This window comes from Oscillatoria sp. FACHB-1406, from assembly GCF_014698145.1.
Classification (GTDB): Bacteria; Cyanobacteriota; Cyanobacteriia; order Cyanobacteriales; family Spirulinaceae; genus FACHB-1406.
Map to the genome: position 1 here is coordinate 122,675 of NZ_JACJSM010000011.1, position 15,441 is coordinate 138,115.

The 15,441-nt window shown below is 48.6% G+C and carries 14 protein-coding genes; 6 read left to right on the plus strand and 8 right to left on the minus strand.

The annotated features are described in order from the left end of the window. Positions 1–14: 14 nt before the first annotated feature. The 5 genes from H6G50_RS12970 to H6G50_RS12990 form a co-directional block, all read right to left on the minus strand. A complete protein-coding gene (locus H6G50_RS12970; RefSeq protein ID WP_190716874.1) occupies positions 15–1,112 on the minus strand; it encodes a RuBisCO large subunit C-terminal-like domain-containing protein in 1,098 nt (365 codons plus the stop codon). Positions 1,113–1,124: 12 nt separating this feature from the next. Then, on the minus strand, positions 1,125–1,952 hold the full coding sequence (locus tag H6G50_RS12975; RefSeq protein ID WP_190716876.1) for a YheC/YheD family protein: 828 nt from the start codon (positions 1,950–1,952) through the stop codon (positions 1,125–1,127). A 24-nt stretch (positions 1,953–1,976) separates the two neighbouring features. Next, positions 1,977–2,387, minus strand: a complete 411-nt coding sequence (locus H6G50_RS12980; RefSeq protein ID WP_190716878.1) for a VOC family protein — start codon at positions 2,385–2,387, stop codon at positions 1,977–1,979. Beyond that, positions 2,384–3,295, minus strand: a complete 912-nt coding sequence (locus H6G50_RS12985) for a Uma2 family endonuclease (protein WP_190716880.1) — start codon at positions 3,293–3,295, stop codon at positions 2,384–2,386. Before H6G50_RS12985 ends, H6G50_RS12980 begins: the two co-directional genes overlap by 4 nt. A 215-nt stretch (positions 3,296–3,510) precedes the next feature. Next, positions 3,511–4,644 carry a hypothetical protein gene (locus H6G50_RS12990; protein ID WP_190716881.1) on the minus strand — a complete coding sequence of 378 codons (1,134 nt, stop codon included), beginning with the start codon at positions 4,642–4,644 and terminating at the stop codon, positions 3,511–3,513. Between the two features lie 160 nt (positions 4,645–4,804). On the opposite strand from H6G50_RS12990, the gene H6G50_RS12995 reads away from it, so the two are divergent. Then, positions 4,805–5,242: a Fur family transcriptional regulator gene (locus H6G50_RS12995; protein WP_190716883.1), complete on the plus strand. Its 438-nt coding sequence runs from the start codon at positions 4,805–4,807 to the stop codon at positions 5,240–5,242. A gap of 215 nt (positions 5,243–5,457) precedes the next feature. Then, positions 5,458–6,579, plus strand: coding sequence for a peptidylprolyl isomerase (locus H6G50_RS13000; RefSeq protein ID WP_242032809.1), 1,122 nt, complete (start codon positions 5,458–5,460; stop codon positions 6,577–6,579). A gap of 138 nt (positions 6,580–6,717) precedes the next feature. Here H6G50_RS13000 and H6G50_RS13005 read toward each other — a convergent pair whose 3' ends face one another. Both H6G50_RS13005 and H6G50_RS13010 read right to left on the minus strand, forming a co-directional pair. Beyond that, positions 6,718–7,395 (minus strand): response regulator, encoded by a 678-nt coding sequence (locus tag H6G50_RS13005; RefSeq protein ID WP_190716885.1) that lies wholly within the window; start codon positions 7,393–7,395, stop codon positions 6,718–6,720. Between the two features lie 26 nt (positions 7,396–7,421). After that, positions 7,422–8,975 carry an ATP-binding protein gene (locus tag H6G50_RS13010; RefSeq protein ID WP_190716887.1) on the minus strand — a complete coding sequence of 518 codons (1,554 nt, stop codon included), beginning with the start codon at positions 8,973–8,975 and terminating at the stop codon, positions 7,422–7,424. A 499-nt stretch (positions 8,976–9,474) separates the two neighbouring features. Between H6G50_RS13010 and H6G50_RS24555 the strand changes: the two genes are divergently transcribed. Then, the gene (locus H6G50_RS24555) at positions 9,475–10,701 is read left to right on the plus strand and encodes a response regulator (protein WP_190716889.1); all 1,227 of its coding nucleotides are present in this window, start codon (positions 9,475–9,477) and stop codon (positions 10,699–10,701) included. 12 nt (positions 10,702–10,713) lie between these two features. On the opposite strand, the gene H6G50_RS13020 is transcribed toward H6G50_RS24555, so the two are convergent. Continuing rightward, positions 10,714–12,771: a prolyl oligopeptidase family serine peptidase gene (locus H6G50_RS13020; RefSeq protein WP_190716891.1), complete on the minus strand. Its 2,058-nt coding sequence runs from the start codon at positions 12,769–12,771 to the stop codon at positions 10,714–10,716. A gap of 300 nt (positions 12,772–13,071) precedes the next feature. On the opposite strand from H6G50_RS13020, the gene H6G50_RS13025 reads away from it, so the two are divergent. Genes H6G50_RS13025 through H6G50_RS13035 form a run of 3 tightly spaced genes read left to right on the plus strand, consistent with a single transcriptional unit; the run spans position 13,072 to position 15,440 of the window. Then, positions 13,072–14,418, plus strand: a complete 1,347-nt coding sequence (locus H6G50_RS13025) for an OB-fold nucleic acid binding domain-containing protein (protein ID WP_190716892.1) — start codon at positions 13,072–13,074, stop codon at positions 14,416–14,418. Positions 14,419–14,452: 34 nt separating this feature from the next. Then, positions 14,453–15,247, plus strand: a complete 795-nt coding sequence (locus H6G50_RS13030; RefSeq protein ID WP_190716895.1) for a type 1 glutamine amidotransferase — start codon at positions 14,453–14,455, stop codon at positions 15,245–15,247. 19 nt (positions 15,248–15,266) lie between these two features. Next, entirely contained in the window at positions 15,267–15,440 is a 174-nt protein-coding gene (locus tag H6G50_RS13035) for a hypothetical protein (protein WP_190716897.1), read from the plus strand. The last annotated feature ends 1 nt before the right edge of the window (position 15,441 follow it).

Below are 15,441 nucleotides of genomic sequence, written 5' to 3' on the forward strand. Positions count from 1 at the left end.
GACATAGATAGGCATTATCGTCGGAATCCGGCTTCTTCTAATGCCTCAAAAAATGCGCTGACACCCGCCGCAGGGCCATGAGGTGCGTCCATAATCCCCGTTCCTGCATTAAGAATGATATCACTGCCGAAATCTTCGAGAACGCGGGGAACGATACTCGGAATTATGCCTGCGGAAGGAACGGGAAAAACGCGGCGCGATCGCAAGTTTTCGACAATTTTACGTTCTTCGGTCGCATCAAAAGGTAAACTGCCGTAATGAGCGGGATACAACACCGCATCGGCTCCCGCATGAGCCATTAAAGTTCCTAAAATAACAGAGTAGGCGAATCCCGTATCCGGCGAGGCGCACATAGCCCCTGCAAGGGCAGGATGGGCGAAAATGGGAACGTTAATTTCAGGATCCCGCGCTAGCGCTTCTATAACCGAGAATCCGTAAGCCAGAACGTTGAGAAGGAGTGCATTAGCACCCGCTTTAACCAACTGGCGCGCTTTTTCGTGCAAGCGGTCTGCGGCTCCGGTAACATTAACGGCATATAAAAGATTGCGTCCGCTACTGTCCCTCACTCGCTCGATAACTTCGCGACAAGCCGCAAGCCGTTCTAAAGTTGGAACTTCGGGCAAATCGCCGAGAATTTCGTCATCTTTGATTAAATCCAAGCCCGCGTCGGCGACTTCAGCAAGAATCGTAGCATGGTCGGCGGCAGTCAGACCGAGGGCGGGCTTGAAAATCGCCATAACGAGGGGGCGTTTGGGTACGGCGACGCGCGCGCGAATTCCTTCAATCCCAAATTTTGGGCGCGTTCCATATCCTTCTGGCAAGCGTACCGCCACCACTTTGGCTGCCCCCGCCATTGAATATTTCCCAAAAATCATCGTCAGCAAACTCGCAATATCGCCTTCTACATTCGCTTCAGGAAAACGAACCGTCGCGATGCTACAATCTTCTTGCGTTTCTACCTTGAGAACTTCGGCTAAATGCGATTTTAGGGAAGCATCTCGATGAGAAAACCATTCGTTCCAAGTTCCGGCAGTTTGACCGATCGCGATAACGTTGGCTTGGCGTTCGGCATCGATATTAGGAGGAAAGCGATAATCAACTTCAATGCTCATAGATTCTCTTATTCACGCGCTCAAACTTTGGAGCATAGTTTTAAAAATCTCAATTGCTAAACTCGGATCGTTATCGCGAGTAAAGATGTCAAAGTTGGGGTGAGAATTGATTTCTATTAACCAATAATTTCCCCGATCGTCACGAGCAATATCAAAGCCGCCGTAAGCTAAATCGAGTTCTTGAAAAACGGGTTGCACAAAATCTTGTATTTCTTGGAGGATTCGAGCATCGGTGATGTGTTCCGCGATCGCGCCTTCCCAGTGTAAGGGACTGAGATTTCCGGTAAAACAAGCGTTGCTATTATTTTTTCGATACAGCAATTTCAACTGGCGATTGCAAAATATGGCCCGATATTCTAATTCAATTTTAACATATTCTTGAGCGAGGGCAATATAATCGTATTCTTTAGTATTGAGATCGAAAATATTTTCAAGCGCTTTTTTGATAGAGGTTCTGTCTTCGCAAAGAAAGACATTACTCCCCGACGAACCCGAATTCCGTTTAACAATAATAGGAAGTGTAAAGTTATCGATAATGCGATCGGTTATGCTATCGATTGTATCCAGTTTTAAGTACCTTTGGTATTTAGGATCGCAGAACGGCGAGAGGAAAGACATTGTATAGGGCATTTTAATCGACGCTTTCAAGACCTGAAACGTATAGTCTTTATCGCGAAGAATTTTAGCAAGGGATTGGTCTAAAAAAGGAGTCGTGTAGTTCACAAAAAAATACGATTTTCCTAAATTGACTTTGACAATATTTTGAGTAGAGTGAATAATCTGAAAATCTATATTTAACTCTTGACAAGCAGCAATAAGTAGCTGAATATTTCCTAGCATAAAGTAGAAATTAATTAGTATTATTCATTCCGCTTTCAATCCAATTTCTTGCCCGTAGGACAGTTCGAGCGTATGTCCGTCCGGATCGCGCAAAAATGCCCAATAACCGATGGGATAGCCGGAATCCTTGGGTTCTTGAACCAGTATGCCTTCTTGTCGCGCGCGATCGCAAAGTTTGTCTAGATGCTCCCGACTCGGGCAACCAACGCCAAGGTGAGCCAGAGGTGAGAGAATGGGATGGACGGATTTTGATTCGATGAGAACGATCGCGAAAGGACGAGTGCGATCGCACAGCCAAGCCACCGCCACGCCCGTAGTAGAATCGATACGGCGGTGAATGACTTCCATCGCTGCGTAAGTTGCGTAGAATTCGATGCTGCGATCGAGTTGGGATACAGGCAGGGCAATATGAGTGAGTCCGATGTCAATGCTCATAATTCGGGTAAGTCGCCAAGTTGCTGGCGGTAGCGTTCGAGTTCTCGTTGTAGTTGTTCGCGCTGCTGGCGTTCTCGTTCGGCCTGTTGCTGGGCTAACTCGCGCTGCTGGCGTTCTCGTTCGGCTTGTTGCTGGGCTAACTCTCGTTGCTGGCGTTCTTGTTCGGCTTGTTGCTGGGCTAACTCGCGCTGCTGGCGTTCTTGTTCGGCCTGTTGCTGGGCTAACTCGCGCTGCTGGCGTTCCACCTCCAATTCCTCGCGCACAACCAACAATTGCGTCCGAACCTGCTGTTCTGCTTCCTCCGTACTGATATACCGATTTCCTTCCTCATCGAACCAGTATAAAACTTCTCTTTGAACTCCCCCATAATTGCGGACACCTCGACCGATACCTAAGCCGATTTCCGGCATCCACACTGGTTCTCGTACCTGCCCGCGATATTTCCCCTTAACTAATTTATACACTTCCAATCGTTGATGGCTGCCCCGTCCGAATTGCTTGGGATTGTAAATGACGTAGTACAGAACTCCTAACTTGGCATAAATTTCTTCTTTACTGCTGTATTCTCCGCCCGGAGTTTGGGAAACCACTTCGAGGGCTAAAACGGGTGCGACGTTGTTTTCTTCCCACATCACGTAGCTGCTACGCGAGTCCCCCCCCTTGCGCCTCTCGACATTGAGCGCTAAGAATCCATCGGGGATAACGGGGACTCTAACATTTGTACCTGTGGTGTGATACACCGCCATATCGACTCCGAAGAACCAATCTTGGCGATCGCCCCAAAGGTATTCGAGCAAGAATAATAGGAAGTTAGGGATAAAGTTCTGTTCTTCGTTATCCACGGGTGTATCGTCCGAACAGGGGAGTTCGGCGCTGCTGGGGAGATTTTGAGTTTCCGATTTTAACATTGACCAGGCCCCACTTCGTTCTATTGTCTTGAGTTTAGCAGGTCAGAATAATTGACAATGGATAAAGTTCGTACAAATTAATTGCTCTCTTGATACTAAGCAATTCGATAACCGCCTTCTCCGTAGAGACGTTGTGTACAACGTCTCTACAATTGTTAACAAAAAGTTATATAGCACTCCTTAAAAAGTCCGACCTTTTTGCAAAAAAATTGACTTTAGAAAGGATATAAATCGACTACGCTGCCATCGATAATTGTATATCCCCATTCCGGATGCTCGGCAATTTGTCGTTGCGCGATCGCGCGCGAGAGAGGACTTTTATAAAGGGTTTGCAGCGTTGCCAGAGAAGGAATATCAGTTTCGGCAGAGGTTAGGGGAACGGACGGCGCGGCGGGCAGTTCGGGCTGAGATGTTAAAGTGGCGAGTTTTTGCGCCACACTTTCGGAAGTGATAGCGTTTTTTTCAGTAAAAGAGGGCGGAAGATAGGGAACTTTTACGCCCAATTTTTGTGCTTTAATCGCTTCGTCTGCCCAACGATCGCAGCGTCGCAAAAAACCTTCCCATAAGTCCCCGGCTATCTTAGGATTTCTCAATTCTGCCCGCGATCGCGCCACCGCTGCATCTAACGGTTCGCCTTTATGAATGTAATATTGAACGCGCTCCTCTTCAAAAGCGGGATAGGGAACGCCCGGTTCGACTTCCCAATCGCGCTGGACTTGTTGGGTAGAACCGAAGGGAACGCCTTTGAGAAATTCGTCCCAATAAGGAGAAATTAAGCCTTTAGTTAAACCGTCGATAATTTTAAACGCCCATCCCGAAGGATACTCCCAACCCTGCGCGATCGCATAATCGAGTAACGCTCTTTGAAAAGCCTCCAACTGTTCGCGCGACTGCCAGGGACCTTCAAAGCGATAATTGGGAAGGACGTTGCGATCTCGTCCCCAACTGCGTGCGGATTCTTCCATTAGCGGTGCAGTAACGACAGGCGTACCTTCTCCCGATAGCGAACTTTCCTCGCCCAACAATCGCCCAAAGACAGCAAGTTTTTCCTGTAAAACCTCCCAGCGCGGGCCAAACTCTAGCATTGACGGTGAAGATGCGGTTAGGCGTTCCTCGATCAAACCGCGATCGCGCAGTTGCTTGCGCGCCCATTCCTGTTCTTTAGCTGAAAGTCCCGTCTCCCGCTCGATTTCCCTTACTTCCTTCGCTATCCAACTTCCCGCCTCCTCCGCCTGCTGCTGCAAATAACCTAAGAAAATCGCCGCCACTACTCCTCCCGTCACCTTCGCCAACTTGGGGTAGTAGGTGCGGGGATTGCCAAATTGTTGCGAGCAATCTTGAGGGGACATGGTGAGGGGAGACGGGGTGAGGGGGTGACTGGGAGACGGGGGGACTGGGAGACGGGGGACTGGGAGACGGGGGACTGATAACTGTCCTAGACATTTCTCTTCCAGACAAGTTAAAGTGGTAATGATTATGTATTACTCGGTAGCCCCTGGGGTTTAGCCCATGCAACAACAAGAGGTTGTACTCAAACCGATTCGTTCCTTAGAAGACGCGATCGATCGCTGTCAGAGGCTGGGAATGCGCGTTAGTCGCCAGCGTCGCTACATTCTGGAATTGCTGTGGCAGGCGCAAGAACACTTATCGGCGCGAGAAATTTACGATCGCCTAAACCAACAGGGCAAAGATATCGGACATACCTCAGTGTACCAAAACCTAGAAGCCCTCTCGGGTCAGGGAATCATTGAATGCGTCGATCGCTGCGACGGCAGACTCTACGGTAACATCAGCGACGCGCACAGCCACGTCAACTGCCTCGATACCGGGAGAATCCTCGATGTGAACGTAGAATTACCGCCCGAATTAATCAGCGCGATCGAACAACAAACCGGCGTAAAAATCACCGACTATCGCATCGATTTCTACGGCCATCGCAACGCCTAATTTAATCAATTGTACGGCGGTGAAAAAGAAAAGGGCAATTTTTTGCCCCGGCTTCAGCGCGAGAAAACCGAGGGACGATCGCGCCTTTTCGGTAAGATTAGGAGAGGCACAGAGAAATTAACCCTCTGGAGCCGGGAAATTTTAGATGAGTCGGCGCGTCAATTGTCGCTCTCACCTCAAAGCATTTTTTAAGCTCGGAGTCAAGGGTATTTTGTATGATGAAAGCGATAAGATCTTTATCGAACGATTGGGCAAAACGCTGGTTGAAAGCAGCATCGATTCTTCTGGTTTGCATTGCCCTATCTTGGGGCTGGGCAGAGGGCGCGCTAGCCGCAGACCGCAAGAGTCAACTGGCTAAAGGGAACGCGATTACCGACCCCAACTCGCTCTTGCAGTATGCGCTGCCGATCGATAACAAGCCCGTGCGGGTACTGCAAGCCAGCCTCGAAGAAATGTCTGACGCGCTGAGAAACCGACGCTGGGCCCCCATCAGCCGCAATGCCGCGCAAGCCAGCCGCATTTTGAGCGCGCCCGATAAAATCCTCGCTAGCATTCCCTCGGAACGGCAAGCCCGCGCCGAAGAACTCCTCAAGCAGTTGAAGGAAGGACTCGAACGACTGCGAGCCGGAGTAGAAGCGCAGGATAAAGACGCGGTTTGGAACGAGCGACGCACCCTTTTGAGCCAAGTTGGGGAAGTCGAACAATTGATGGTCACGAAATTCCCCTTTGAAGTTCCCGAAGAGTATGCCAATCTGCCCCAACTCAAAGGACGAGCAACGGTGGAAATGGAAACCACGAAGGGCAACCTGACGATTGTTGCCGATGGCTACAGCGCGCCCGTCAACGCTGGCAATTTCATCGATTTAGTCGATCGCGGTTTTTATGACGGTCTCGAGTTTCTCCCCGGTCAAAGTTTCGTCGTCCAAGTCGGAGATCCGGCGGGCGACGAGACGGGTTTTATCGACCCGAAATCAGGACAATATCGCGCCATTCCGCTGGAAGTTTTGATTAAAGGCGAGGAAAAACCGATTTACGGCAGCACGCTGGAAGATTTAGGACTGTACCTCGAACCGCTTGCCCTGCCCTTCTCGGCTTACGGAACGGTCGCTCTAGCGCGTCCTGGAGATGATGCTAACGGCGGTTCTTCTCAAATTTTCTTCTTTTTATTCGATAACGAATTGACCCCGCCGGGGTATAACCTCATGGATGGTCGCTATTCCGTTATTGGTTATCTGGTTGAGGGTAAGGAGACTTTAGGTTCGCTGCAACCGGGCGATCGCGTTATTTCAGCGAAAGTGGTTTCCGGAGACGAAAACTTAGTCCGTCCCGGAGCGTAAGCAAACGCGATCGCGATTATTGAGGACAAGCTTTTTTAAGGCGGGCAAAGGTAAATATTTAAAGATCTTCGGGTCTACTCAACCTCATATTTATTAACCTTTGCTCGCTAAAGTTCGGCAAGATAGAAAATTCAATACTTAATTAGGCTTGAGCATATTAAACTGATTGAGAAGCGTAATATTTTCAGGAGTGAGTAACTTTTGGAGCGCCGAAACTTGGTCGAGAAGTTGGATTTCGCGCTGAAATTCTGCGCGTAAAATTTCTAAATAGACTTCGCGTTGCTCCGGGTCGTTGCTTTGCTGCAAGCGATCGACCGCCAGCTTGAGATTAGTCAGGGGACGACGCATTTCTTGACTAAAATTCTCCAGCGCATCATCTTTAGCGGCGATAACGGTACTGAGGCGTTCGAGTTCGGCAGAAAGTTCTTGGAAACGCTGGTAGAGTTGCTCTTGTTTTTTCAGTCGAACTGAGATCGCGCCTAACAGTTCGTCCGAATCGAAGGGTTTAGTCAAATAGTCATCCGCGCCCAGGAGAAAGCCTTGACGAATATCGGAGCGATCGGATTTAGCCGTCAGAAAAATAAAAGGAATTAAAGCCGTGCGCTCGTTGCCTTGCAAGCGTTCGAGAACGGTATAACCATTGATTCCCGGCATCATAATATCGCAGATAATCAAACTCGGATTTTCTTGCGTTGCTAGCACAATTCCTCGTTCTCCCGTATCTGCCCCCAAACATTTAAAGCCCTCCGCTTTTAAGAGTGCTAAAATGTTATTACGCAGCGATATTTCATCTTCGATAACCAGAATAGTAGTCATAGGTTTTAATTAACAAATCAATTGGGCTACGAAAAGGGCAAACTGACTCGAAAAGTCGTCCCGATGTCAAGCTGACTTTCATAAGCGATCGCACCGCGATGAAGATCGACGCACTGTTTAACGATGGTTAAGCCTAAGCCCGTTCCGGCGATATGGGAGACATTGCCAGCGCGGTAGAAAGACTCAAACAAGTGCGATTGGGCTTCGCGAGGAATGCCGAAGCCCGAATCCTTGACTTCAAAGATAATGCGGCTATTCGCCTCGAGACTGAGAGACAATCGAACGATGCTGCCTTGGGGGGAATACGCGATCGCATTGGCGAGCAAATTGCTTAAAATTTGTCGCAACAGCTTTTTATCCAGGCAAACCGAGAACGAACCAACCGCGATCGCGCAGTCAAACAAGATAGAATGTTGCTTTCCCGCCGCGAGTTGCATCTGATACACCAAATTGCGGCAGAACGCGATCGCATCTAAAGGCTCGGGCTGAAATTGTACTCGAGCGGCTTCGGTTTTCCCCAAGAAAAGAACATCTTCCATCAGCGCCGTCATCTGCTCGACGGAAGCCTGAATTTGCTGGAGATACTGAAGTTGCTCGCTGCGCTCCCAATCGTAGCGCTCTAAGAGTTGAGCGGACGACTTAATCACGCTCAAGGGCGTGCGAAACTCGTGGGAAGCCATCGAAATAAAACCAGATTTCAGTTCGTTGAGTTCTCGTTCTTTCTCCAACGCCTTAATAACCTGGGCTTCAGCACGCTTGCGCTGAGTGATATCGCGCGCTACCCACAACGCCGATTGTTCCGATAGCGGAGAAATCCGCGCATCGTACCAGATTTCCCCGCATTCCGACTTTAAACTGTATTCAAAACTCACCGTTTCCCCACGGGCTAAAGCGTCGCGAACCGGGCGAACGAAATCTTCGGCAGTCGTTTCGCCCGTGAATCGAGCGATCGTTTGACCGATAAGATCGGTGTCGGGATCGTAAGCAATTGCGGGATGAGTGGGAATAACTTCAAGCTGAGGGCCTTCAGCTTCAACGACAAGGACAATATCTCGAACGCTTTCGATTAGCACTCGCAGACGCGCCTCACTGGTGTACAAGCGCTGTTCTAAGAGGCTTTGCTCTGCGCTTTGTCGCCCGATCTCGTCCAGATTCAGTTCCGAGAGCGCTTCGAGCAGCATCGGCAGTGCCAGCGCCCCGACTAACTCGCCGCGATCGCCAATCGCAGGAAGATATTGTTGCTGGGAGTGACGAAACAAAGCTAAGATCGTTTCGAGATTCTTGACTTCCGATTCCCGAATCGCTGGCGCGTCGGGACTCAGGCTTTCTCTCAGCGTCACCTCCGCTAAATCGACACCGAGAGCGACGGCGCGAACCGCATCTCGAGCCGAAAACCCGCCCAAAAAGCGAGAACTGCCCGTCGGCTCTGGTTCGACGACAAAGATATAGTCCGAACTCGCTCGAGCCATTGCCCCAACAGCATCCTGAAGGGAAATTTCAGCGCTTGCTGTTAAGGGATTGCGATCGATAATCCGCTCGGCTAAGCCGTCAGTCCTCTGCAACGATATCGCGTTCATCATTCTACTCAGTCCGCTCGTGCCTTTTCCTTATATCTTCGTTCATTTGAACGAACCGATCCATCCGTAATCCTGCAAAGTCTGGACTTCGGCAATTCACGGAGGCATCTTTGCGTAAGTGAGCGGAATCGTTCCTCCCAGAAACTACGGATGCTAAATTCACGATTTTTGCGGTTGTCATTTTTAGGGCAATAAATTTACTCTAAATGTAGGGATTGGAGATGTAAGGGGCAATTGCAAACTGTAGCGCCAACGGAACATCGATAATTTTTGTCCAACTCAGAAACTAGAAAGCCGTGCCACAAGCTCGGAATTTCTCTAACGCAGTCTCCTCTGCATTTTTGGGGTAAATAAAATTATCTTTCGTAATGGGAAGCGCTCGGACAATTGCCCCTTTTTCACGAAATTTTCACAGTTTTAGGGCAAAACTAGGGAATAAGTTTATTGTCCAGTTGCCGCAGGGAAATTGCCAATTGCAGCAAGAAATACCCGAATTTTAAGCGTGACTAATCTACCCAAAATTTTACCCAACACGACTCAGCCTCGAGCCGCTCGACTCCTACCCGAGGTCAGACAATATTGCGAAAATAAGTTTACCGGAAGAGTCGATCTCGAGCTTAACAACGGTTGGCGCTGTAGCCTTTATCTCAACTTAGGAAATCTTGTCTGGGCTTCGGGGGGCGCTCATCCGATTCGGCGCTGGCGAAGATTAATGAATCGCTACTATCCCCAAGCGCTGTCCGATACGCTCAGCTTGCGGGAGGCGGACTGCTTTGAATGCTGGGACTATCACGTTCTTAGCGTTCTTTTACACCGAGGTCGGATAACTGACGAGTTTATCCTTGCTGTTGTCGAAGATTTAGTCTCTGAGATTTTAATCGATTTCGTTCAGGCCGTAACTCATCAGCCGAAAAACCAGATTAGCGCCGCCGAACCACTTTACCGGATTCAAGACTCTATCAGCGTGCTACCTTCACAGACCAGTACCTGTCTGCTGCGGAAGAAGTGGACGCTAGAGTTAGAAGCGACGGTAGGACGAGTGCAGGAAAACTGGATGCAATGGAGTAATGCTGGTTTTGCGGCTTTATTGCCGGATTTAGCGCCAATTGTCGTGCAGCCGGAACAACTCGCCCAGCAAGTTCCGGCTAGTACCTATCGACAGTTAAAAACCTCCATTAACGGCAAACATTCCCTGCGCGAGCTTGCGGTTTTAACCAAACGGGAGACAATCGAAGTTGCGCGATCGCTCTTGCCTTTCCTGCGCCAAAAACTGATTAAACTGGTTGAAGTTCCAGACCTTAAAATTCCTCAAAATCCTCTCGCTAAAAGCAAGAAAGCGTCACCTCGCAGTCTGATTGCTTGTATCGATGACAGTAAAAGAGTTTGCGAGGCTTTAGAAGGAATTGTCAGCAAAGCCGGTTATGAATGCTTAACGGTTCAAAATCCCCTGCAAGCTCTGCCCTTACTGATTCAACGCAAACCTAACCTCATTTTTCTCGATCTGACTATGCCCACGATCAACGGCTACGAACTATGCAGCCAGATTCGTCGGCTGCCCGGGTTTCAAGAAACGCCAGTGGTGATTCTCACGAGCAGCGATCGGATTGTCGATCGCGTTCGCGCTAAAATGGTCGGCGCGACGGACTTTATCACCAAACCCGTCGATGCGAAAAAAGTGACTGCGGCAGCCAGACGACATTTAAAGGCACAAACCGTAGCTGCACCTTAATCATTTGAATTTTTAGAGATCGCAGTTTAAAACTCGGGTTAAAAATGCCCATTGGTCGGCAATTTCTTCAATGGTTTTCGCGGTCGGTTTTCCCGCACCGTGACCGGCTTTGGTTTCAATGCGAATTAAAACGGGTTGTTCTCCGGCTTGCGCTTGCTGCAACGCTGCGGCAAACTTGAAACTATGGGCAGGAACGACGCGATCGTCGCGCTCTCCTGTCGTAATTAAGGTTGCCGGATAAGCCGTTCCCGCTTTCAAATTGTGGAGCGGAGAATAAGCATACAATGCTTTAAATTCTTCCGCATCGTCGGGCGAACCGCACTCTCCTACCCAAGCCCAACCGATCGTAAATTTGTGGAAGCGCAGCATATCCATTACGCCTACCGCCGGGAGGGCTGCGCCGAATAATTCCGGGCGTTGCGTCATGCAAGCGCCAACCAGCAAACCGCCGTTACTCCCCCCTCGAATCGCGAGTTTCTCGGAACGAGTATAACCCTTCTCAATTAACCATTCCGCCGCCGCAATAAAGTCATCGAAAACATTCTGTTTTTTGTCTTTCATTCCGGCTTGATGCCAATCTTCTCCGTACTCGCCACCGCCGCGCAGGTTTGGCATTGCATATACGCCACCCCGTTCCATCCAGACGGTATTACTGACTGAAAAACTCGGCGTTAAAGAAATATGATAGCCGCCATAGCCGTACAAAATGGTCGGATTATTCCCATCGAGTTTTAAGCCTTTTTTATGGGCGATAAACATCGGCACGCGCGTTCCATCTTTACTGGTATAGAACACTTGCTGCGTTTCATAATCTTCGGGATTGAAATCGACCTGCGCCTGTCGAAAAATTGTACTCTTACCCGTCATAAAATCGTAGCGATAAATCGTTTCGGGAGTCGTAAAGCTGGTGAAAGCATAGAAAGTTTCGGTATCTTCTCGCTTGCCGTAAAAACCTAGCGCCGATCCAATTCCCGGTAATTCTATCTCTCGCACAAACTCGCCGGTTAGCGTAAAAATCTTAATCGCAGAATGTGCATCTTTGAGATAATTAGCGACGAAAGAATGGTTTAATAGATGAATTCCTTGCAGCGTTTCTGCCGCTTCCGGGATAATTTCTTGCCAATGTTCTGGGGCAGGATTGGCAATATCGATCGCGATAACTCGACCGCACGGCGCGTCGCGATCGCTGCTAAACCAAAATACCGTTCCTTGATTACCGATGAAACTATAGCTTGATTCAAACTCGCGAATCAGTTCCACAACGGGCGCGTTAGGTTCCTCCAAATCTTTATAAAAAACGAGATTTTTCCGTGCGGTTCCCGTCACAACTTCAATGATTAGATAGCGACCATCTTCGCTAACCTTCCCCTCAAACCCCCATTCTTTTTGATCGGGGCGTTCGTAAATTAAAATATCTTCCGATTGCTGCGTTCCGAGGGCATGATAGTAAAGTTTGTGGAAATAATTACTATCTTGAAACTGTGTTGCTTCGTTGGGTTCGTCGTAGCGACTGTAGAAAAAGCCGCTGCCATCTCGCATCCAAGATACCCCCAAAAATTTTACCCATTGAATCCGATCTGAGAGCTTTTTTTGGGTTTCTATCTCCAGGACTTGCCACTCTTTCCAGTCGGAGCCGGAACGGGAAAGACTGTAAGCTAAATATTCCCCATTTTTGCTGACTTCTAAACCCGATAGTGCTACAGTTCCATCCTCAGATAGCGTATTGGGGTCGAGGAGGACTGTTGGCTCGTCTTCAAAAGATTTCAGCGTGTAAAGAACGCTTTGATTTTGCAAGCCGTCGTTTTTAAAATAAAAGTAGCGATCGCCCTTTTTAAAGGGAACGCTATATTTTTCATAATTCCACAGTTGCGTGAGGCGCTGTTTAATGCTTTCTCGCTCTGGGATAGTTTCGAGATAGCTGAAGGTTAGACGATTTTGGGCCTCAATCCAGGCTTTTGTGGCTTCGGAATCGGCTTCTTCTAACCAGCGGTAGGGGTCGGAGACGAGAGTTCCGTGATAGTTATCAGTGCAGTCTTGTTGGGGGCTATCGGGATAGGAGAAAGAAGTCATAATACAACTCTAGTTGTGAGAGGGGAAGATTTTTTTAAAAATTGGGCTTGCTTTTTTTGAGGATTTTGGATATAGTATTTAGATAATGGAAATCCGTGCAAAAATATTAATTATGTCACTATTTCCAGTATCTAAAATATACCTTAAACCTGCAAGATAAGTCAATAAAAAACAAAAAAAGTAATTTTTTGAATGAAGTTAAGTAAACAAAAATCAAGCAGACCTTGTAAAGGATAAATTCCGATAACGTAGAAAAGCAAGTTTTAATTTTAACCTCTAAAATTTTGTCTTGATCCGAGTATGGTAAAAATCCTCAGTCGTAAATCTCTCGGAGTCGATCGCGTCTATGACATTGGCTTAGCAGACGATCATAATTTTGTTTTAGCGAATGGTTGCGTCGCTTCAAATTGTTTTAACAAATCGCACTCCACCGCCTATGCTTACGTGACTTATCAAACCGCTTACCTAAAAGCTAACTATCCGGTTGAGTACATGGCGGCGCTGCTGAGTGAAAGTAGCGGCAACTCCGATAAAGTCAAAATTTATATCGATACTTGTACGCGAATGGGAATTCCGGTGGAACCGCCGGATATTAATCGATCGCAGGTTGATTTTACGCCGGTCGGTCGCTCAATTCTCTTCGGACTGTCGGCGGTGAAAAATGTCGGGAAAGGGGCGCTTGATGCAATTTTAGAAGCCCGAGCGGAAGCGGGAGGAGCATTTGAGAGTATCGGCGACTTGTGCGATCGCGTCGATATCCAAACCGTCAAACGTTCCGCCTTAGAAACCCTGATTGCTTGCGGCGCTTTCGACAACATCAATCCTAACCGCCGCCAAATGCTCAAAGATCTCGATTTAGCGATCGCCTGGGCGCAAAATCGAGCCAAAGAACGAGAAAGCGGTCAAACTAATATATTCGAGCAATTTCAGCCCTCCGTAGGAGCGAGCGACGAAAATCGTTTCGATCGCGCCCCCACTTCCCCTCCCATCGAAGATTTTTCCCTCCAAGAAAAACTCAACCGCGAAAAAGAATTGCTCGGATTTTTCGTCTCCGAACATCCCCTTTCAGCCCTCAAAACTGCTAAGCAAATTCTTGCCCCCGCCAGTATCGGTCAGCTTTCCCAACAACCCAAACGGACGCTAATCAGCGTTGTGGCAATGGTAACGGGAGTAAAAACGATTATGACCAAAAAAGGCGAGCGCATGGCTTTCGTCCAGATTGAAGATAGCACCGGCTCGACCGAAGCGATCGTCTTCCCTAAAATCTACGAACGGGTTCAAGATGCGCTTTTTGCCGACGCGCGCCTAATTATTTGGGGAAAAGTCGAAAGTAAAGACGATAAAGTTCAACTCCTGGTTGAAGATCTCGAAGCCATCGAAAGCGTGCAGATGGTAACAGTCGAACTCACTCCCGCCCAAGTTCAAGCGCAAGCACAAACGCTTAAAAACATTCTCCAGACTTGTAACGGCGATAAAAACGCACCTAAAATTCCGGTTGTCGGGATTATCAGCAGCGCTAGCGATCGCCAGTTGATTCGATTCGGGCCGCAATATTGGGTGCAAGATCGACAAGCAGCAGTAGCAGCGCTGAAAAATGCTCGTTTTGCCGTGCGCGAAGAATATGTCGTACCGCAAAAAACATCTTAAACTGAGAAGCGATCGCTGTTTTTCGATGTGAACGATGGAATTAAAAATTGGCTGGCTGTACCCAACATTAATGAGTACCTACGGCGATCGCGGCAATGCAATTTGCTTGCAACAACGGGCGCTGTGGCGAGGGATTGAAACCTCAATCGTGCGACTCGATCGCGACTGCGACGCAAAAACCTTTGAGGAAGTCGATATCTTTGTCGGTGGCGGCGCGCAAGACCGGCAGCAAGAAATTGTGATGCGGGATTTGCAAGGTGCAAAAGCTTCGGCAATGCGCGCTGCGATCGAAGCGGGCGTACCGGGCGTGTTTACTTGCGGTTCTCCTCAATTGCTGGGACATTACTACGAACCCGCCCTCGGACAGCGAATCGAGGGATTGGGAATTTTGGATTTAGTCAGCAAGCATCCCGGTTTTGAAGCCAAACGCTGCATCGGAAATTTAGCGTTTGAGATTGCCGCTTCTCCCTTAGCCGAAGAATTGCAGGCAATGTTAGGAAAACCTGCCGTCATTATCGGTTTTGAGAATCACGGCGGACGGACGTATTTAGGCAGCGTGCAGGCGTTAGGAAAAGTATTGCGCGGTTACGGTAATAATGGCGAAGATGGGACGGAAGGAGCATTTTATCGCAACGCGATCGCGACTTATTCCCACGGCCCCTTGCTGCCCAAAAATCCCTTCGTCGCTGACTGGCTGCTGCAAAAAGCCCTCGAGCGCAAATCCTCGCAAGCCGTTTCCCTTGAACCGCTAGATAATACTCTTGCACTGCAAGCACGCTCGGCCATGTTTAAGCGATTGGACTTAGCCACTTTAGCCAATACGCCTTAATATTGGGGTAGAACTTGGCGTGCAAGAACTGCAAAAAGTAGAATATAGTAGCTTTTTGCACAAAGCGCGATCGCTGTTTTGGAATTGCAACGACAATTCCCAACCGGGAGAAAAACCTCTGGCGCAACTCGAATCGAGACGGCGCGAGACTGCCGCTCTCGATCGCTTCGCCAATTCTACTTTATATTCCTAGC